The following is a 19,212-nucleotide window of genomic DNA, read 5'->3' on the forward strand; positions in this document are numbered from 1 at the left end:
GGATCTGGGCACGGCAGCAGGATTGCCGCTCCCGGCGGGCAGAGCGGACGACGCGAACGAAGGCGCGGTGGAAATGCAAGCACCGCATGGCCGCGTTCCGATCACGGCACGTAGATCAACCGAGCCGGGTGAGAGCGAAAAGTCTGTCCAAGTCGAGGGCGCGGTGACGCTTCGATCGAAGGCGGAAGCCAAGGCAAGGGGCAACTCGCTTGCACTGGAGTGTGGTGTGGTCGAGATTTGTCGGGCCCCTTGTGAATGACGCGGCGGTGCCAAGGTCGGATCGCCATGGCGATTGCATCATGCTGTCGTGGACCAGATTGTCGGCCGGCACAGCACCTCGGTTTTGCTGCGGTCTGACATGGGCGCGTCCCGGTCAAAGGCCGCTGGCGCGCCGCGTTGCGGCAGGATCCTCGCCTCGTCGCAAGGCAGGTCCGCGTCTGTCGCAGCCCGCAAGTGCGGGCAGCACCATCCGCAAACCATCCTCGCTCCTCCTGGCGATGCCCTGACCTTGGGCCGGGCCGCTGGTGCCCATGTCCTTTTGCCCGCACCCAAGGGGCTGAGCCGGACGACGACCGGCACCCCGGGCTTCGCTGAAACATCGCTCGTAAAGGATCCGATCATGGCACCGCTCAACCGCTCCACCCAGAAGAACCGTCCGGTAAAATCCCAGCGCGCCACCACCCTCGAAATGGTCAGGCACGCCTGCCCCGACGCGACCCAGGCGCTGCGCATCTCCGAAAGCTTCGGCCTTGCCCTCATCGACAGCGACGGGATCCGCGACCTGCACCGCGGCCAGTTGATCGAAAGCGCCGATGCGCTGAAGGACGGCCTCGCCGAAAAGGCCATGCAGATCCACATGCAGCGCATCGTTGGCTCCTTCGTCGGCTCCGCCTACGGCGCGGGGCAATTCTACAGCCGCGCGGTAACCGAAGCCCGCGATCTCACCACGAAGCTCTCCAACGATACCAGAGACGAGGACCTCGACGGCCCGGTCGGCTTCGACAGCCGCGCCCAGCGAAAGCGCGAGTTCGCAGCCGACATGGGACTGCAGGCCCATGTGCTTCGCATGGCAGCCGAAGGCGCCGTCTCGGCTTACGAGGACATCACCGGCGAAACCTGGAAGCCCTACGAGCGTACGGTCGAGCAGCCCGCCAACTCAGTCGACCAAAAGGCCGCAACGGCCCAGATGGCAGCATTCGAATAGGACGATCGCGGGGCTTCGGCCCCGCCTGAGGCCTCATTTAGGAAAATCATAAATGGGTAAATGCGCCGTAGGGTCCGAGCGCCCTCTTTCTCCGGTCAGCCGTCCGTCGATACCGTCACGGACGTCCACGCATCGATTTCTTCTTGAAGACGCTTGAGTCTCGCCGATACATGCTTGAGAGCGTCGCTGCCAAGAAGAAGCTGCGGTGGCGGGTTATCGGTCTCGACTAGGATCAAGACGGCTGCAGCGAGTTTCTCTGGATCACCAAGCTGCTTGCCACTGACTGCCTGCCGGGCCTCGCGTATCGGATCAAAAAGGGAATCGTAATCCGCGATCGACCGTTCCGTGCGGATCATCGAACGTCCGGCCCAGTCTGTGCGGAAAGAGCCGGGGCATAACGTCGTCATATGCACGCCGAACGGCGCCATTTCTGAACGCATCACTTCTGATATGCCTTGCAGCGCAAACTTGCTGCCACAGTAATACCCGATACCGGGCATGGTGATCATGCCGCCCATCGACGTGACATTGACGATGAAACCCTGGCGGCGTTCGCGGAACCTGGGAATAAACGCCTTGGCGACAGCTACAGCGCCAAAGACGTTCACGTCGAACTGTCTGCGCATCTGTTCGAGAGGCGATTCTTCGATGACGCCCTCGTGGCCGTAACCGGCATTGTTGATGAGCACATCGACCGGCCCGTGCTTGTCTTCCGTATCACGGACGACATCCGGAATCTGGTCGAAGGCGGTGACGTCGCAAAGGACGGGGTGAATGGCGGGTACGGCTGCGGCAAGCGCCGAGCGTGCTATCTCGGATCGGACGGTGCCGATCACCTGATGGCCCATCTGGGCAGCAGCTGTAGCGATGGCCAGGCCGAAACCGGAATTTGCGCCGGTGATGAAAAAGGTCTTTCTCGACATGATGTGCGAACTTCCTTGATTGCAGAGACGTTTGACCGATAGTATTAATCGTCCGGCTGAACGATTGCAGATCCGATGAAGTTGTTGCCAAATCCTATGATTGACGGACATCGCCAATCGATGCGAGACCAGCTGGTAGAATTGGCCGGCGGTCTAGCCACGCGTCACGGATACAATCCGACCGGACTCGATCCCGTTCGCATTCTGCGCACTGAGGCCGTGCTCCACGATGTCCCGGTCCTCTATAACCCAGGCGCGGTGTTCGTCCTTCAGGGCAGCAAGCAGGGCATGCTGGACGGAGAAATCTTCCGCTACGATGAAGACCACTATCTGGCTGTTTCTGTCCCCGTGCCTTTCCGGATGGAATCGACCGCCAGTCCGAAGCGGCCATTGCTTGCGGTCTATCTCGAATTCGATATGCAGTTGGCGGCTGAGATCGCCCTGCAGGTCGAAAAGCGCAGCGAGCTTGCTGGTCATCCGCCACGCGGTCTGATGTCGAACAAGATGGATGCTGACATCGAGGACGTCCTGTTACGCCTGTTGAGGGCGCTTCGCAGTCCGGTCGAAAGTGCCGTTCTGGGTGCGGGCATTCTGCGCGAACTGCACTATCGGGTGCTGGTCGGTCCGCAAGGCGGCGCAATGATTGCCGCGCTTCAGCACAGTGGGCCATACGGGAAAATCTTCCGGAGCCTGGCCTGGCTGCGGGAGCACTACAGCACTGAAATCTCCATCGCCGACCTGGCAGGCAGGGTGGGCATGAGCGTGCCGTCCTACCATGTGCATTTCAAGGACCTGACTTGCACCAGTCCGATGCAATACGTGAAGGCCATGCGGCTGCACGAAGCAAGATTGATCATCGCCCGCCAGGAAAAGACGATTGCGATGGTCGCGACGTCAGTCGGTTATGCAAGCCCGGCCCAGTTCAGCCGAGACTTTAAGCGACATTTCGGTCGCACAGCGTCGGAGGAGGCCAAATGGGTCAGACACCACCTTGGCGAACTCGTCTGAGCCTAAGCGAGGAGGCATAGTGCTCGTTCCGGCAATCTGTCACATGTGGGCGTTCGCTACGACCATTCGATTGGGAGTTGTGGCCACTATGCAACCTGTTCCCATTCGGCACCTCCCGATAATGCCATAGTCGTACCACTTGATCTGTCAGCCGGCACGTCCACTGCGGTCTCGATGGGGCATGTCTGACCAAAGACCGCCTCGCGAGGCTCGGCTCGATCGGCATCCGCAACGGCCGGCTCGTTTTCTTCCCCTGTGCGCTGAAGCGCCCATTCCTCGCGAGGCAAGAAAGCCTCTCCCTGGCCGTCCTCCACTCCGTTTCGGTCCGTTGGATGCAGGCCGATCGTCCCCGGTCCTATCGACTGCCATCGAGGCCGCGATGGACGCGGCCCGAACAACCGTAAAGGGATTACGACAATGGCAACCATCGGCTCTTTCACCGCTTCCGGCAACGGCTTCTCCGGCACCATCAAGACCCTCAACCTCAACGTCAAGGCAACCATCCGCGCCGTCGAGCGCACTTCCGAAAAGGGACCGGACTACCGCATCCTCGCCGGGGCTACGGTCGAATTCGGCGCCGCCTGGAAGAAGACCTCGAACGAAGGTCGCGATTACCTCTCCGTCAAGCTCGACGACCCGAGCTTCCCGGCTCCGATCTACGCAACGCTGATCGAGGTCGAAGGCGAGGAAGGCCTCTCCCTCATCTGGTCCCGGTCGAACCGGGACTGAGACTGGATGCCCCGCCTCGCGGCGGGGCTCTCCACGTCAGGGATCACTTGTTCAGTGCATCCTTGAGGGCCTTGGCAGGCGCGAAAGTCAGCTTCTTCGAAGCTGCAACAGTCATTTTTTCTCCGGTCGCGGGATTGCGACCCTCGCGCTCAGGTGATGTTTTCACCTTAAATTTGCCGAAACCGGGGATTGACGTTTCCGCGTCGGAGCCTGCGGCGTCGGCGATGGCCTTGAACACGGATTCGACGATGCCCTTGGCCTGAACCTTTGTCAGGCCGTTGTTGGCGGCGATCTTGTCGGCGATTTCATTGGTGGTGGTCATGGGATTCCTCGTACGTATCCGAGGAAGGCCGTCTTGTGGTTATGAGTGAAGGTGAAGATTCTGTTTGTCGCGATTAACAGCGAGAGACAAGGAGCGTCACGTGAGTTCTCACAGGATCGATTTACCGCGTAAGGCGGCAGGCACCCGACACTGGCCTGCGGCGTTAAAAGAAGAGATTGTTCTGGCAACGCTTGAGGCTGGCGCGACGGTGGCATCGGTGGCGCGGGGATACGATCTGGACCCATCTCAGATTTATCAGTGGCGCAAGGCTCTGAAGGTTTCGCGGCTCTCATCTCAGGAGGTTGCAACGTCACCGGAATTTCTGCCCGTGCAGATTTGGGCAGCAGCTGATGGTGAGCAAGCGTCGGTCCAGGAACATGCAGGCCAAGAACAGGCGGAAGCTCTGTCTTGCCCTGAGCGTGGGTCAGTGACATCTTCGATTTCGGGAGCGATCGAAATTCAGGTTGGACCGCTGCACCGGGTTCGGGTTTGCAATGATTTTGCCTCCGACACGCTGGAGCGCGTGCTTGATGTTTTGCGGCGGCAACAATGATCGCGCTTCCGTCTGGCCAGGATGTGCGTGTCTGGATAGCGACAGGTTATACGGACATGCGGTGTGGATTTCCATCGTTAGCGCTTCGGGTGCAGGAGGTGCTGAAGCATGAACCGCTCAGTGGACATTTGTTTTGCTTCAGGGGTCGGCGCGGCGACCTGATCAAGTTGATCTGGCATGATGGCCAGGGCAGTTGCCTGTTCACAAAAAGGCTTGAGCGGGGCAAGTTCATCTGGCCTTCTGCGGACGGTGGCGCGGTGGCGATCTCGCCTGCGCAACTGTCTTATCTGCTGTCTGGGATTGACTGGCGAAATCCGCAACAAACATGGCGTCCAACAAAGGTTGGATAGCAATATTCAATTGAAAATGCAGGGAAAATCTGATCGAATAGTGTCATGGCTTTGAAACCTGACGCTCTTCCCGAAGACCTTGCCAGCGCCTATTTGGCGCTACTGGCCAATCACGATGTCGTCGTCAACGAGCGGAACATTGCAGTCGCGGAGGCTGCCAATGCGCAAGCCATGCTATCTGATCGCGATGCGCGGATCGCCAGTCTTGAATTGCGGATCGACAAGCTCAAGCGCGAACTACACGGCCAGAGCAGTGAACGCTCAGCGCGGCTGATTGATCAGTTGGAATTGCAGCTCGAAGAGCTGGTGACGGCAGCGAGCGAAGATGAAGTTGCAGCGCAGGCAGCGGCGGCCAAAACGGCAAACGTGCGTCCGTTTGTGCGCAAGCGTCCAGTTCGCAAGCCTTGGCCGGACGATGTCGAGCGCGAGCGCGTGGTCATTGCCCCTCCGAGCACCTGCGCGTGTTGCGGCGGGTCGCGCCTGTCGAAACTGGGTGAGGACGTTACCGAGACGCTGGAAGAAATTCCGCGCCGCTTCAAGGTCATCGAGACGGTGCGCGAGAAGTTCACCTGCCGTGACTGTGAGGCCATCAGCCAGTCGCCAGCCCCTTTCCATGCCACCCCGCGTGGCTTCATAGGACCCCAACTGCTGGCGACGATCCTGTTCGACAAGTTCGGCATGCATAGCCCGCTCAATCGGCAGAGTACCCGGTTCAAATGCGAGGGGATCGATCTGTCGACCTCAACGCTTGGCGATCAGGTCGGGCTTGGAACATCGGCTCTCATGCCACTGTTCGATCTCATCGAGGCCCAGGTCTTTGCGGCTGAGCGCCTCCACGGTGACGACACCACCATTCCCATCTGGGGCAAAAGCAAATGCACAACTGGGCGCATTTGGACCTATGTGCGTGATGATCTGCCCTTCAAGGGGGATGCACCCCCGGCTGCGGTTTATTACGCCTCGAGCAACCGCCGAGGCGAGCATCCGCAAAGACATCTGGCCAGATATGGCGGCATTCTGCAGACGGATTGTTACAACGGGTTCGAGCCGATATCGATTGCCGCACAGAAAGACGTGCCGATCACGTTTGCTTTTTGCCATGCGCATGCACGACGAAAATTCTTTGAGTTGGCCGATCTCGAAAAAAGTGCGCGCGACAGCAAGCGCAATGGCAGGCCGATCTCCCCGATCGCGCTTGAGGCCGTCAAACGCTTCGACGCGCTGTTTGACATCGAGCGGCAGATCAATGGGCTGAGCGCTGAAGAGCGATTGGCGGTGCGACAGCACAAAAGCAGGCCGCTGTTCGACGACATGCATGCGTGGCTGCAACGCGAGCGCGCCACGCTCAGCAGATCATCCGACCTCGTCAAAGCCATGGACTATATGCTCAAGCGCTGGGACGGCTTTGCGCTATTCCTGGAAGACGGCCGAATTTGCCTCACAAATAATGCCGCCGAGCGCGCTTTAAGAGGTATTGCATTGGGACGCCGCAACTGGACCTTCGCCGGGTCCCAGCGTGGGGCCGAGCGCACTGCCGTCATGCTCACACTCATCACAACCTGCCGTCTTAATGATGTCGACCCAAAGGCATGGCTTGCCGATGTGTTCACCCGCATCGCCGATCTCCCCGTCACCCGCCTGCACGAACTGCTGCCTTGGCAATGGAAGTTGCGCAAAGGGATAGCTATAGCGCCGGTCGGGTGAACAACTCTCGGAACAACGCCTCCGAACGCTCCAAGCCTTCATCGGTCAGGATCAACGACTTTGACGTGTTAACCGGGTCGCCGATCATGCCCTTCTTATGAAGTCGATCCGTCGTTGCCCAGTCGAAGCCTTTCCACGCACAACCCTCGTTATGCAGCGTCAGCCATAGCAGTGCCAAAACCGCGTCATCGATCTTGTCCTCATCAATCTCCATGGACCCACATTATCACGCGCGGCGAGCAAAATCCCGCGGTTCTGCTCGGATGGATACGATTCCTCGTATCTTCCTGTCAAAGATAAAATCCGTGTCAGCTTATGACCGGGTTGTCATCGGCGACGATGGGGACGAGGGTCAGATCCGCTGGATGTCCACAGGTCGTTTTGGCCGATAACCTCGTTTGCGCTTCTCGCGAAGCACGTCGAGGAACAGGTTGGTGGCCTGGTTCTCATTGTCGAACAGAAGCAACATCTGCTGTCCGCGCGTTCCGATCCGGCCCCAGGCGCGCGCAAGCGACACCTCTCCGAACAATGTCGGCTGAACAGCAAGCGCATAGAACCGCGCCATGTTCTATTCCGGCGGATACGCTCGACATAGACGTGGTAGCGCGTTGGTACGGGGATCAAATTCCAATGTTCTGCGTCTATACGGCCCGGATCAAAAACAGATCGCTTGATCCCGGGTGCCGCACAAACATAACGCCGCCCGCCGCCATCACATCGGTAAGATGAAGTTCAAACGGGTTTTCTTGTGATTTTCTCACACCAATATCGGTCTATTCACGACCACCAGAAAAGCGGCCGTTTTTCTGGTGGTGCTGAAGACAACGCCTTCTCTAATCGTCGTTGTCGTCTCGGGTAAGCTTCTCATGAAGTTTCAAAGCTTGCGGGCTGCGTAAAGCCGGATCTTCGCCATTTTCGACAGCCATGACCATGCGAATGCGTTCTTCTTCCGCCATACGGCGGGCTTCCTCATAGCCGAATTTGCTGACGTTGAAGGTGCGCGTAAACTGTCGGCGGCGGCGCTTTCCCGCAGGGACCGGCGTGTTATCATCAAGGGCGATCTCAATACGAGCCATCCAGATACCGGTTTTATGCGCCCCGGTGGGTCCGATATAATAGACGCCCGGCACGCTGCTGCCTTCTGAGCGATTTTTGCGCACCAACATGCGCATATCATTGTTGCTCAATGGGGGTACGACCCGGAGAACGGCATCGCGGTAGGCTTGCGCCACTTCCAGCGCCTGATCCTTCCCACCATAGGTGCTGTCGCTGAAGGTCATGTGGATCGATTTCCCGCCGCGAGAAAGATTGACCATCCAGGCATCTTGTCTGTGCTTGTCGATGTCCAGTCGGTGAATCGCATACATAGCTTCGTCATGGAAGCGCTCCTCTGGAGCAAGTTTAGGTCGTGGTCTGATCATTGTTATTGCCGTCCGATTTCGCGCATTCGACCAATCAGCCTCAGGCTGGCTGCCATTCTTGCGGCTCCCCAAGGCGGGCCATAATGATCCGATCAAAACCAATCATGCCCTCATTAAACCGCAACTCGATAAGGCGTCCCCCTTCCATGAAGAATGAAATCCGGCGCTCATCGGCATCGCCCCTTGCATCGCCTGGTCCGGCTATATTATCGGACAGTTTCATGGTGGCGCTGGCTGGCGTCTCGTTTATCGGATCCAGGCCAAAGGGCATTGGCGAGGTGCTATCGCCTTCGGCGCTGACCAAGATGATTTCGTCTTGCCAGTTATCCAGCGATGTCCCAACTCGGCCGAAGGTCAGGATGAGACCCCAGGATCGATCCGACCTGGAAAATGCTCCGGGCTGCAAAGCAGGGTTCGGCATAGGCCGTCCAAGCTTCAGCATCGTCTCTTGGAGCCAATCGGCCATGTGATAGCAATTAATGCGTTCGAAAAATGCGTCCGCCAAACCCGCCATCGTCTCACCTCAACAGATCATTGCCGGGAAAATCGATGCGCTCCCAGTGCGTGCCGTCATAGCGCAGCAAGTCCTTGCGGCCCATGACCCACAGCACACCATCAACTGCCTCGACGGCGGAGACATCGTCGATGTCGGGTGTAAGACCGGAGCGCACTTGTTCGACATGGTGGCCGTCGAACACGAACAGCCCTCGAGGATCGACATAGCTGGAGAGATAGAGACGTTCATTGAACATAGTCATACCGTTGAAGCTTGGCCAACCATCGATGCCACGAAGCGCGTCGAGATCCCGAAAGCCCGTCTTGTGGTTGCCTATCAGGAAATTTCCATCACGGCCGGCAACCCAGACTCGATCCTCGCTTTCCACGAGGATAGAAAGGAGGCCACGATCCGCCTCGGTTGGGATTTCAGCGATTTTCTCTCCGTCAAACCAATAAACGGTTTCTTTTTCTCCGGTGAAGTAGATGCTGTCTTCGGAGAGGCCGGAAAGGTCCCATAACGTTTTTGACGAATTTTCTTTTCTTAGCTTTTTAATTTTCTCGAAGTTTTCGAGGGTTCTATTTGCTTTCTGATCCAACAGAGCGTCCAGTTTGCTCAATTCCGACGTGGGATCCATGATCGCATCCGGTCCATCATAGAACTCCACATCCAAGGCTTCCCATTGTCCATTCGATGAGCGTCGATAGGTTTGGCCGCCGTCACCACAAACATAAAGGTGATCGCCGATCTGCCTGATCTTGACCAGATAACCAAGCCTATGTTTTGTGCGAGGAGCCTTGGAAAGATCCAGGATTGTCTCGCGGTCCTTCGTGTGGAAATTGACGACTGTGCCAGTCTCACCCAACACATAGAGGACGCGGTGAGGACTGCCTGGCTCGCGATACAGCGTCAAGCTCGCCAGTGCAAAAGCGAATGTCTCATAAGACCATTCCCCCGCATTGTACTGGCAGATGGCCGTGAACGGCGTAGCCATTTCCTGGTCATCGGGCGTGGTGCCGAGATAGACGATGTCCCTGTTGACCGCGCAAAGACGCGTGAAGCTGGCCTTTTTCATCGGCTCACCTCAGCGGATCATTGCCAGGGAAATCGATGCGCTCCCAGTGCGTGCCGTCATAGCGCAGCAAGTCCTTGCGGCCCATGACCCATAGCACGCCGTCGATCGCCTCGACGGCGGAGACATCGTCGATGTCGGGCGTAAGACCGGAGCGCACTTGTTCGACATGGTGGCCGTCGAACACGAACAGCCCGCGAGGATCGGCATAGCTGGAGAGATAGAGGCGCCCGTTGAACATGGTCATGCCGTTGAAGCTCGGCCAGCCATCGATACCCCGCAGCGCGTCGAGATCACGGAACCCTGTCTTGTGATTGCCGACGAGGAAGTTCCCATCACGGCCAGCGACCCAGACGCGGTCCTCATTTTCCACCAGGATGGAGAGGAGGCCACGATCCGCCTCGGTCGGGATTTCGGTGATTTTCTCTCCGTCAAACCAGTAGACGGTTTTCTTTTCCCCGGCAAAGTAGATGCTGTCTTCAGAAAGGCCGGAAAGGTTCCAAAGGGTTTTGGATTGGTTCTCTTCTCTTAGTATCTTTAGCTTGGCGTAATTTTCTTCTGTTCGATTTTCTTTTATGCGGGTCAAACTACTCATTAATCTCAGCTCTGACTTCGGATCCATGATGGCGTCGGGTCCGTCGAAGAACCCCAAATCCAGGGCTTGCCATTGCCCGTCCGACGAGCGTCGGTAGGTCTGGCCACCGTCGCCGCAAACGTACAGATGATCGCCGACCTGCCTGATCGATTGCAAATAGCCAAGTCTGTGCTTTCTCCGAGGAGCATTTAGCAGATCCACAATTATTTCACGTGTCTTCGTGTGGAAATTGACCGCTGTTCCAGCCTCGCCCAGCACATATAGGACCCGCTGCGAACTGCCGGGCTCGCGGTACAACGTCAGGCTTGCCAATGGGAAGTCGAACGTTTCGTAAGACCACTCTCCCGCGTCATATTGGCAAATGGCGGTAAATGGTGTCGCCATTTCCTGATCATCGGGAGTAGTTCCGATGTAGACGATATCCTTGTTGACAGCGCAAAGACGCGTAAAGCTAACCTGTTTTTTTGGCATATTGCCTCTCAGTGAACTGTCGCGTGAGCACCGGTCGACAGCAGATTATAAGGGTCCGTTCCTTCAGCAGGTGGCATAATGGTCGTTCTTCCTAGAATATTGGAATCTAGAGAAGGCTGGGCATCTAGTGCCGTATTGATTTCGTCTTCACATTCCCCTCCAGTCGCGGCGACGGCAGCATTTCGTGAAATTTCAGTAATGCTCGAAATATCTGCTGTTCCCTGCGGCGTACTCCAACCGGAGCCCAAAGCATTAACTTGTACATCCGCTAGATGTGCCAACCCATGCTCACTGCCTGCATCGGCAGAATAACCTTTTAAGCAGATCGCTGGTCCCTGTCCGAACGTTGGCAATCCAGGAATTCGTTTCTGCCCTTTCTCGGCCTCTGCACGATTACCGTAACGCAGTGTGTAATCCGGCACGATATGGTGCGCCTGATAATCAGAACCACATTCGACACCGCAGACATTCTTGATATCATCATAGGCGCCCGTGACGCACCGGCACTCCCTTTTGCGCTTCTGTTGCCCCGTGATCTTGGTGTTTCCGTCCGTCCGCCCATTGGCCGGCGCCGTCGTTTGCTTTTCCTCAAGTTCCTGCTTCTTTTCAGGTTCGGTTGGGGCCGTGTTGGTTGGGACACCATTATCGATAGGAGTATTCGTGTGAGTTGGTTGCGTCTTTAGAAAGCCATGACTCAACCAGTCCGTCGGCTCATTAACGTTCTGCTTCAGATAATAGTCAGCCGCCCCCATCAGCTCCATAGCGCCTGCACCGCTCGGATTGATCGATCGGATGTTTTTGAGCCCGTTGATGATGGTCCACCATCGCGATCCATCCGACGCTGTCTGCTTCGTATCGGTCGGCTGGGTTTGGGCGGGTTTTGTAAATTGTCCGGTCGTATCGTTGAAAGCGTATTCCTTGCCAGGTTCGAAGGTCATGGGCGTCGCATCGCTCATGACCAGACCTTCCTGGCTCCGGCTAGCGGACGGTTGTTCTAAAGGAGGCGTTGGCTTAAAATCCTTCGACCCCGTGTACCAAACCAGTTTACCGACGGTATTCTTGTTGTTCATATACCATTCGTCGGTGTCGCGGGTGGCCCATTGGCCTTCGATACGGACATTGCGCGAATGAGTTTTGCGATGGCACACAGAGCCAACAGTATTCGATTTGACGCCAAGACCCACGCCCGGCTCGTCGCCGAAGCATTTCGTGACAACCGAATTTTGCTTGTGGGCGCGCTGCCCAGTCATATGCACTGTCGCGGCCGTGCCGGCTGCGTCGGATTGGTAGGCTATAATATTGTATGGCACGCAGGCATGCGGCGAGCGGCAAACATCAGGATATTTCGAGATGATCAGACCCAATCGCGTCTCGCGGCTTGCCTCTTGCGATGGATAGCTCATGCCAGCACCTCCGTCAGTCCATGCAGGCTGGCGCGTGGCAGGCTGGCCGCTTCCTGATCCGCAAACGGCCTGTCTGACAGGTTGATACATAGAAAATTCGGGCAGATCGGCAGCCAGGCGCGCCAGGTCAAATCGACGTTCCGGGCGCCATTGCGAAAGTCGATATGCACGCCGTCGAGGTTGAGCTGCACCACAACCTCGCGGCCATCGCGCCACCGATAGCTTGCAACAGGGCGCAGCGCAGGGAGCGCGAACTTGAACGTCCCGCCGCCAGGCGTCAGTCTCGCCATCTCCACCATCTCGTCGCCCGCCAGAAAACCTGGATAGATCATCGACGGATGGGCCGAGTGATAAAACCGATAGTCAAAATCCGTAGGAAGCTGCGGATGTCGATGCGCCTGCCACGTGTCGTCATAGGTTCCGGCATATCTCTGGCGAAAATACCAGAATGGTGCCACCGGTCCGAAGCCTAGGGGCTTGCGTGCAAAAAACGGATCTGAATAGTCTTCTTCGGCGTCATCGATGCGTGGTGCTGGCACTGATGCGGATGACAACGCCTGTTCGGGCGTCGGCCTCGATACGCCTATCGGATTGCCGGGAACGCTGGGCGAGCCCAGTCCTTCGATGTGGCCATCGCCGGCTGCCAATCGATAATCAATCGGAACCTCGGTCGCCTCCTGTGGATCTGACAAGCGCCATTTGCCTGCGGTGCAGACCCAGGACCGTGCTCCTGTCACCCGAATGGCATGAGAAAGCTGTCCAACCTTGATGGCAACGAGCCAGTCCTGTTTGGCGCGCCCGTCCGGCGCATAGGCTGCACCGAGAAACGTGATGTCACTTGCCGGTTTGAATGGAATGAGATCAGCAGCTTTGATCAGAGGCGAGGTATGGGGATTGCCGTCATACTCATCCACCAGCACGATATCCTGCCGGTCACTGAGCTGAAGAGAGCCGTCCGCGTTGACCTGATACCGTCCTCGCACCGCGATCACGCCCATATCCTCGCCATCGCGATGGGCTTGCTCGAAACCGATGGCAGCAAGACGCGTGAGATTTTTTCCCAGCATGCACGCGCCCTCAGTTCAGATCGATGACTTCGCCATTGATCTGGACATGTCCCGATGCGGCGAAATTGAACTTCGTGCCGACGATCGTCACATTGCCAGCCTTGTCCATCATCAGCTTGGATTCGCCACATTTGATGATGAATTCCTCGCCAGCGTTGATGGTCATGGTGTGACCGACGGTGGTGTTCTTGTAGAGACCGATCTGTTCGGTTCGGGCAATTCCAATGGTGTCGGAGCGAAATTTTTCGATCACCGTGTTGACGATGCCGCTGATCGGCAGAATTTTGCCCAACAGTCCGCCAAGGGTCGATCCCGTCGATGCCTGCTCCGTGCCGGCCGCCGTTCTGAAATTGCCGGCATTGGTGACATCCGCATTCGCCGATAAAGACGCAACCTCCGCCGTTACTCCCGCCGAAGCCATGGCCCCGGCGAATTCCTGCAACAGACCGTGACCGATAGCAGACGAACCGTTCTTGCTGTCTATGCCACCGGCCGCCGCGATACTGGCAAGAGAGGCGAACAGAGAAGAGCTTGCACCTCCACCAACGGTGACATTTTTAGACCCGCCGATCTTTTCCTGATGATTCTGACCGACATCGATCGATTTATTCTGCCCGATACTCTCGACCTGATGAGCATCAACCCGTTTGACGCGATTATTCAACACCTTAATGGTCTGATCCTTCTGGGCATGGAAGAACATATTCTCCTGGCCGTTCTCGTCCTCGAAGGTCATCTCGTTGAAGCCGCTGCCCTTGTGGGTGTTGGAGCGCAGCACCATCCGGGTCTTGTTGGCGGGCAGCTCATAAGGCACCGGGTTTTTCGGGTTCGGCACCACGCCAATCACCAATGGCCGGTCCGGATCGCCATCCACGAATGACACCATCACTTCCATGCCAATCCGCGGAATAACCTGCGCACCCCAGGTGCCACCACCCCAGGCCTGGGCGACGCGCACCCAGCAGGTATCACTGCCGTCCTTCTGTGCTTTTCTATCCCAGGGGAACCATAATTTTAATCGCCCGTATTGATCCGTGTGGATCTCCTCGCCCGATGGTCCGGCGACAATCGCCACCTGTGTCCCCTCGATACGCGGACGTTTGGTCTCTCGGTGCGGCGTTAGTGGAACGCGTGAGGGAATGGCCTCGAATGCGTTGGCATATTCCATCTCATTGCTGGCCGTCTCATAGGATCGGTCCACCACCCGATGCACAATTCGGGTAATCACATGCTCTTCGTATTTGTGTTCCGGATGCGGTTCCTCATAGGGCGTGAACCGGCGACCGGCTTCCAGAAAGCGCACATTGGACTGGCCCGTCACCCTCTCATGATCAGCCTCCACGGCCTGCATCCGAAAGGTTTCGGCCACTTCGGCTTCTTTGACATCGGAGATGCGGGCCGGATATTCGTAAAGCTCGCGCTGCTTGGCGCCCGGCATCTGGATTAGTGACGGCGTGACATTCAGCGGTACAGTGCTGGGCGTCTCAAAATTCCAGTCCGCACCGGCACGCTGGCCAGGGACATAGGAGAATTGCCGCATCCATTCGTTGATGTGGTTGCGGTCCGACGAGCCCTGGGCAAGACGTACATTCTGTTCGCCTTCTGCCGCAGCCGATGGCGAGCCCCAGGCTACCTTACTGTCGCTGACCTTCAGGCGGTGAACGCCTGTCTCGTGTTCAAACCAGTAGAATAACCCTTCTTGTTCGAATCGGCGCAGCAGATAGTCAAGATCGGTCTCGTTCCACTGCGTTGAATATTCCCGCGACGGCGGCGTTCTATGCAGAGGAGCATATGCGGGGGCCGGAATGCCATGCTCGGAAAACAGGGTTTCCATCACCTGGATGGCCGTCATATTCTGCCAGATCCGGCAATCGGAGCGGCGCGACAACAGCCACAATTGCGGGCGGATGGTCAGTGTGTAGGAGCGAAGCCCGCGGGTCACCGGCGGTCCCTCGGACAGATTGGTCACCAGTCCATTGAACGGCCGGCGCACGCCATCACCGTCCAGTTCACCCTGCCGGATTTCCAGGGAGACATCTACCAGCTTGCCGATCAGTTCTTCAGGCTTGACTGCCTCGCGTTTGGCCCGAACTGACACAGTGATTTCGAACAGGCGATTGACGCCTTCATCCACCGTCATCCGCTCAGGCAGCAACTGGTCTTCACCCAGGGGCGAGGATAATTTTAGCACACGGCTGGCCTGGATGAAATCGGCGGGTGACAGAACGTCGTCCATGGAAGCCCCCAAATGTCGTTTTCAAAATCAACAGATCGTATTGCTGGCCACGCAATGGCTATTCTAATATTCACTCATGAAGTGTCGCAATCACGACATCGAATTTGGAACGTAGATCACCCTACCAAAAGGTCAAGGTCTCGGTTGTAGATTTTTGTCTGGTTGTGCTTGCGCAGCAATTCGCTTTAAACAGTCGCTTTTTGTTGAGCAACAGGCCAAAACCCAAGCATCCTGACCCATCAGTGCCATCAAAAACTGCTCACCCCTGCCGGAGTAGGTTCGAGGATCAATGAGCATGATACTCGAAATCAATCATGTGCGTTCGTCGCAACGAATGTGATTTCATTCTCATTTATGGCGCGCCACTACAATAAGGGGCAGCTATTCAGTGCGATTGACCTCGGAATAACCCCGTCGTTTCTTTGCGCGCTCGAGGTGGGAAACGGCCCAATCCGCGTCTTCCTGGCGATCGAAGGTTTCAATCATCGTCTGGCCGCCTGAGCCGATCCGGCCCCAGTTGCGAATGACTGATACGCCACCAAACAGTGTTGGCTGGATTGCAAGCAAGTAGAAGCGTCGCATGTTCTGCGTCGTGTCAATGCGGTGAAGATGAACCAGGTCTTTCGCGTCTTTTTCCATGACTGCATTGTTGTTTCCTATTGGAGTTGCGTCCAACGACTTTTCAGAATCGATATGGCTTGATTGATTCAAAGCCGTGATGAACCGCCGCTGTTGGACAATACCGAAATGGGCGAGGTGGTGTTGTCCCATTCGGGTTGCAGCGCGATCCCGCGGGCAAATTCGCAATGACGGCCAATGTGCTCTTTTGCGGTCGTAAGATCATCCGTTGAAGATGGCACCAAACGCGCGGTGTCCTGGAATCTCTTGATAAGATGCACGTCGAACATGCAATGGGGATCTTCGATATGTCGTGTTGAGGCTTGACGTTCTCTATCGATGATGAGAACATAAAGTGAACATTGATCGGAGGCCATCATGAACACAGCCGACATTGCAATTCAAAACGCCAGGCAGGAAATATCCAAGATACGAGCCGCCCGTGAGGTCCACATGGCTCAACGCTTGGAAATGCAACGCAAGGCAGAGGCCATGATACGTCGTCCTCCGACATATATGGTAAGGAAATACGGTGGCCAGCAACTCACTCTCAACATCGGGGCGGGCTATGCAAACAAAATCAATTGAACCACAGGTTCATGATGAGGCGGCTCACCTCATCGCTTGGCACGATGGGGACGCGACGGCTGCCATCCGGACTTTGCTCAAAGATTGTCGCCATCTTCATGAACAGTTGCGGCTGGCGGCGGTTGCAATAGGCTGCGGATATACACGAGGCTGGATGCCAACAGCCGAGCCGAAACACCTCGACGTCGAAGCGGCCTCGACTGGTTGCAAAGAAACGTAGCCGCGCCCAATTTGAACAAAACGTATAGGTATGGATCGCCCTGTTGACAGGAGCGTACCACGTCAGTCTTCATCCGACTTCGTCACTTTGGGTGCGGCAATGGAGGTTGTTGTCGTATGGGGGTGATGGAACCTATTCTCTCCGACGCAGGCTTTCATGTCTTCGCGTCGAAACCAGATGGCGCGTCCGCAGCGTAGCGGTGCATTGCCAGCAGTAAAGACGATTTGCTCGTCGCTGCGCATGCGCAGAACCTCATGCGGCATGATCAGTGGCCGGCGGCTGAGCTGTTTTGATCGCGACCGTGACGATCCCTTCATGCCGGAGGAGCGATTGGTTTGGTCGACCTCAACCGTGGTGTCACCACAACGTTTCGAGATATAATCTGCGGTATCAGGATCGTTGATCGCCGCAAATGATATCCAGGATGCGGACTCGAACCATTTGGACGTCGCGTCCCGACCCCCATAAGCCTCGCGCATCTGGCCCAGCGACTGGAAGATCAGCGTCAGCGTGATGCCGTATTTGCGCCCGGCATCGCGTGCGGTTTCTAGGATACGCAGGTATCCGAGCCGGGCGACCTCATCGAGCAGGAAGAGCGTGCGTCCCTTCACATCACCGTTGCGATTGTAAATGGCGTTGAGCAGCGAGCCGATGACGACGCGTGCCAGGCCTGGATGGGCTTCCAGCACCTTCAGATCGAGTGCAATGAAGATATCCGTTCCACCGTTGGCTAGATCGTCGGTCGAAAAACTGTCACCAGATACGAGGCCAGCATAGTTCGGGTAGGATAGCCAATGTGTTTCCTTCACGGCGTTTGCATAGACACCGGAAAACGTCTCCGGCGTCATGTTGACGAAGACAGCGACGTTCTCTTTCACGAAGTCGGATTCCGACTGTTCATAAATCTCGGTCAAACGTCCCCGCAGCTTGGGCTCCGGTTCGGAGAGATTGGCCCGGACACGGCGTAGTGTCTGGTTCTTCGCGTCGGTGTGGCCGGAAAGACAAACGTCGGCGATGAGGGCCGTCAGAAGCTGCATGGCCGAGGCCCGAAAGAAGTCGTCGCGGGCGGACGCGGTGCGCGCATTGTCTGTCATGATCCAGGTGGCCACGGCGACAATATCTTCTTCCTTCGTATTGCCGTGACGGCCGATCCAGTCGAGCGCGTTGAAGCCCACTCCCTGTCGGGTGGGATCCAGCACAATCACCTTCTGCCCAGCCTTGCGTCTGTGATCGACGACCATCGGTGCGACCTCGCTTGATGGATCAAGCACAACCAGCCCGCCACCCCATTTGAGCGCTGTTGGGATCGTCACCGACGTCGTCTTGAAACCGCCGGAGCCCGCAAAAACGATGCCGTGCGAGGAGCCAAACGACCCATCGAAGCAGAGCAGCTGCGACTTGCCGCCCGCACCCCAGCTCTGTGGCTCATCGGCCCGAAAAGGCATGGTGGCCACGCTGTCCTTGTCGACTCTATATCGCTCGCCAATAACGATGCCGCCGGGTTCGGGAAAGAGCTTTGCCGCCTCCTGCAACTTCATCCAGTCGGCTTCGCCATGCACCGCTCGCTTTCCGCCGATCCGCTTAGGTCCGGTTTGAGCAAAAGCGGCATTGCCCTTGATCGCGACGCGCAGCGCAAACATTGCACTGACGAATGCGACGCCCGCACCGACCATTGTCGCTGGATCGGCATAGGTGAGAACCGATTGTCCTGCCGGTACGTTGCCCGCGATGCCGGTCAGACGGATCGTCTCGCCTATGGTCGCGATAATGATCGCCGTACTGTTTGCGGCTAGGACGCTCACACCTGCCGTCTTGATGTTGGCTGATCCATTTGCTGCAAACAATGCTATGGCACCAATTGCGGCGACGGCGATGTAGGGCAGGGCAAGGCCAGTTCGTCCTAGCATCAGCTTCGCCTGGGTCGAGGAGCCGAACTCCGCCAGCCGATGTTCCATTCCGGATGTCATTACCAACGCGGCAAGCATGATTGCCGCCAGCAGAACGAACAGCAAAAGCCTATTCACCGTCATGGCCAAAAGCCTCCACGCCGATGGACGTCAGGCGCGATCGCTCCGCCTCATTGCCTTTGATCCTTTTGTTCGCATCGATCAGAAGACCGAGCAGCAGCGCCCGCTTCTCATAGCGCAAGCCCGCTTTGACGATCAGGGCACCGAGCTCGATCTTTTCGCGCGTGTCCTTTTTGCGCGCTTCTGTCGTCATCGCCTTCGCCAT

General features: G+C 57.1%; 21 protein-coding genes. 7 read left to right on the forward strand and 14 right to left on the reverse strand.

The window, feature by feature from the left end; genetic code table 11:
• The first annotated feature begins 619 nt into the window (after nucleotides 1-619).
• Nucleotides 620-1,204, forward strand: a complete 585-nt coding sequence (locus AVI_RS25840) for a hypothetical protein (protein ID WP_041699922.1) — start codon at nucleotides 620-622, stop codon at nucleotides 1,202-1,204.
• A 95-nt stretch (nucleotides 1,205-1,299) separates the two neighbouring features.
• Here AVI_RS25840 and AVI_RS25845 read toward each other — a convergent pair whose 3' ends face one another.
• Nucleotides 1,300-2,127, reverse strand: a complete 828-nt coding sequence (locus AVI_RS25845; RefSeq protein WP_015918221.1) for an oxidoreductase — start codon at nucleotides 2,125-2,127, stop codon at nucleotides 1,300-1,302.
• Nucleotides 2,128-2,208: 81 nt separating this feature from the next.
• Here AVI_RS25845 and AVI_RS25850 point away from each other — a divergent pair, with 81 nt between their 5' ends.
• On the forward strand, nucleotides 2,209-3,135 hold the full coding sequence (locus AVI_RS25850; protein ID WP_041699925.1) for an AraC family transcriptional regulator: 927 nt from the start codon (nucleotides 2,209-2,211) through the stop codon (nucleotides 3,133-3,135).
• A 417-nt stretch (nucleotides 3,136-3,552) separates the two neighbouring features.
• Nucleotides 3,553-3,864, forward strand: coding sequence for a DUF736 domain-containing protein (locus AVI_RS25860; RefSeq protein WP_041699667.1), 312 nt, complete (start codon nucleotides 3,553-3,555; stop codon nucleotides 3,862-3,864).
• A gap of 43 nt (nucleotides 3,865-3,907) precedes the next feature.
• On the opposite strand, the gene AVI_RS25865 is transcribed toward AVI_RS25860, so the two are convergent.
• Nucleotides 3,908-4,186, reverse strand: coding sequence for an HU family DNA-binding protein (locus AVI_RS25865; RefSeq protein WP_015918224.1), 279 nt, complete (start codon nucleotides 4,184-4,186; stop codon nucleotides 3,908-3,910).
• Nucleotides 4,187-4,286: 100 nt separating this feature from the next.
• Between AVI_RS25865 and tnpA the strand changes: the two genes are divergently transcribed.
• The 3 genes from tnpA to tnpC are packed head-to-tail and all read left to right on the forward strand — an operon-like array spanning nucleotide 4,287 to nucleotide 6,793.
• Entirely contained in the window at nucleotides 4,287-4,739 is a 453-nt protein-coding gene (gene tnpA / locus AVI_RS25870; protein WP_015914914.1) for an IS66-like element accessory protein TnpA, read from the forward strand.
• Nucleotides 4,736-5,089: an IS66 family insertion sequence element accessory protein TnpB gene (tnpB, locus tag AVI_RS25875; protein WP_012650519.1), complete on the forward strand. Its 354-nt coding sequence runs from the start codon at nucleotides 4,736-4,738 to the stop codon at nucleotides 5,087-5,089. The genes tnpA and tnpB overlap by 4 nt, the downstream gene beginning before the upstream one ends.
• Nucleotides 5,090-5,134: 45 nt before the next feature.
• A complete protein-coding gene (tnpC, locus tag AVI_RS25880) occupies nucleotides 5,135-6,793 on the forward strand; it encodes an IS66 family transposase (RefSeq protein WP_015914915.1) in 1,659 nt (552 codons plus the stop codon).
• Here the strand turns inward: tnpC and AVI_RS25885 are convergent.
• The 10 genes from AVI_RS25885 to AVI_RS25930 all read right to left on the reverse strand — a co-directional run bounded on the left by AVI_RS25885 (nucleotide 6,774) and on the right by AVI_RS25930 (nucleotide 16,193).
• Nucleotides 6,774-7,007 carry a DUF6429 family protein gene (locus AVI_RS25885; RefSeq protein ID WP_012650518.1) on the reverse strand — a complete coding sequence of 78 codons (234 nt, stop codon included), beginning with the start codon at nucleotides 7,005-7,007 and terminating at the stop codon, nucleotides 6,774-6,776. The two genes, tnpC and AVI_RS25885, sit on opposite strands and share 20 nt — an antisense overlap.
• Before the next feature lie 138 nt (nucleotides 7,008-7,145).
• Entirely contained in the window at nucleotides 7,146-7,358 is a 213-nt protein-coding gene (locus tag AVI_RS25890; RefSeq protein ID WP_015918225.1) for a WGR domain-containing protein, read from the reverse strand.
• 268 nt (nucleotides 7,359-7,626) lie between these two features.
• Entirely contained in the window at nucleotides 7,627-8,109 is a 483-nt protein-coding gene (locus AVI_RS25895; protein WP_234689705.1) for an AP2 domain-containing protein, read from the reverse strand.
• 145 nt (nucleotides 8,110-8,254) lie between these two features.
• Entirely contained in the window at nucleotides 8,255-8,680 is a 426-nt protein-coding gene (locus AVI_RS25900; protein ID WP_143050348.1) for a hypothetical protein, read from the reverse strand.
• A 52-nt stretch (nucleotides 8,681-8,732) separates the two neighbouring features.
• Complete coding sequence (locus AVI_RS25905; RefSeq protein WP_015918228.1) at nucleotides 8,733-9,785, reverse strand: hypothetical protein; 1,053 nt, start codon at nucleotides 9,783-9,785, stop codon at nucleotides 8,733-8,735.
• 4 nt (nucleotides 9,786-9,789) lie between these two features.
• Nucleotides 9,790-10,848 (reverse strand): hypothetical protein, encoded by a 1,059-nt coding sequence (locus tag AVI_RS25910; protein ID WP_015918229.1) that lies wholly within the window; start codon nucleotides 10,846-10,848, stop codon nucleotides 9,790-9,792.
• An 8-nt stretch (nucleotides 10,849-10,856) separates the two neighbouring features.
• On the reverse strand, nucleotides 10,857-12,251 hold the full coding sequence (locus tag AVI_RS29380; protein WP_015918230.1) for a DUF4150 domain-containing protein: 1,395 nt from the start codon (nucleotides 12,249-12,251) through the stop codon (nucleotides 10,857-10,859).
• On the reverse strand, nucleotides 12,248-13,318 hold the full coding sequence (locus AVI_RS25920) for a DUF2169 family type VI secretion system accessory protein (protein WP_015918231.1): 1,071 nt from the start codon (nucleotides 13,316-13,318) through the stop codon (nucleotides 12,248-12,250). Before AVI_RS25920 ends, AVI_RS29380 begins: the two co-directional genes overlap by 4 nt.
• 10 nt (nucleotides 13,319-13,328) lie before the next feature.
• Nucleotides 13,329-15,554 (reverse strand): type VI secretion system tip protein TssI/VgrG, encoded by a 2,226-nt coding sequence (gene tssI, locus AVI_RS25925; RefSeq protein ID WP_015918232.1) that lies wholly within the window; start codon nucleotides 15,552-15,554, stop codon nucleotides 13,329-13,331.
• Nucleotides 15,555-15,935: 381 nt separating this feature from the next.
• Nucleotides 15,936-16,193: a WGR domain-containing protein gene (locus AVI_RS25930; RefSeq protein ID WP_041699669.1), complete on the reverse strand. Its 258-nt coding sequence runs from the start codon at nucleotides 16,191-16,193 to the stop codon at nucleotides 15,936-15,938.
• Between the two features lie 357 nt (nucleotides 16,194-16,550).
• Here AVI_RS25930 and AVI_RS30810 point away from each other — a divergent pair, with 357 nt between their 5' ends.
• Nucleotides 16,551-16,760: a hypothetical protein gene (locus tag AVI_RS30810; protein WP_041699674.1), complete on the forward strand. Its 210-nt coding sequence runs from the start codon at nucleotides 16,551-16,553 to the stop codon at nucleotides 16,758-16,760.
• A 282-nt stretch (nucleotides 16,761-17,042) separates the two neighbouring features.
• Here AVI_RS30810 and traG read toward each other — a convergent pair whose 3' ends face one another.
• A complete protein-coding gene (traG, locus tag AVI_RS25945) occupies nucleotides 17,043-19,010 on the reverse strand; it encodes a Ti-type conjugative transfer system protein TraG (protein WP_015918235.1) in 1,968 nt (655 codons plus the stop codon).
• On the reverse strand, nucleotides 18,997-19,212 hold the full coding sequence (gene traD / locus AVI_RS25950; RefSeq protein WP_041699677.1) for a type IV conjugative transfer system coupling protein TraD: 216 nt from the start codon (nucleotides 19,210-19,212) through the stop codon (nucleotides 18,997-18,999). The genes traG and traD overlap by 14 nt, the downstream gene beginning before the upstream one ends.

It is taken from the genome of Allorhizobium ampelinum S4, assembly GCF_000016285.1.
Taxonomy (GTDB): Bacteria; Pseudomonadota; Alphaproteobacteria; order Rhizobiales; family Rhizobiaceae; genus Allorhizobium; species Allorhizobium ampelinum.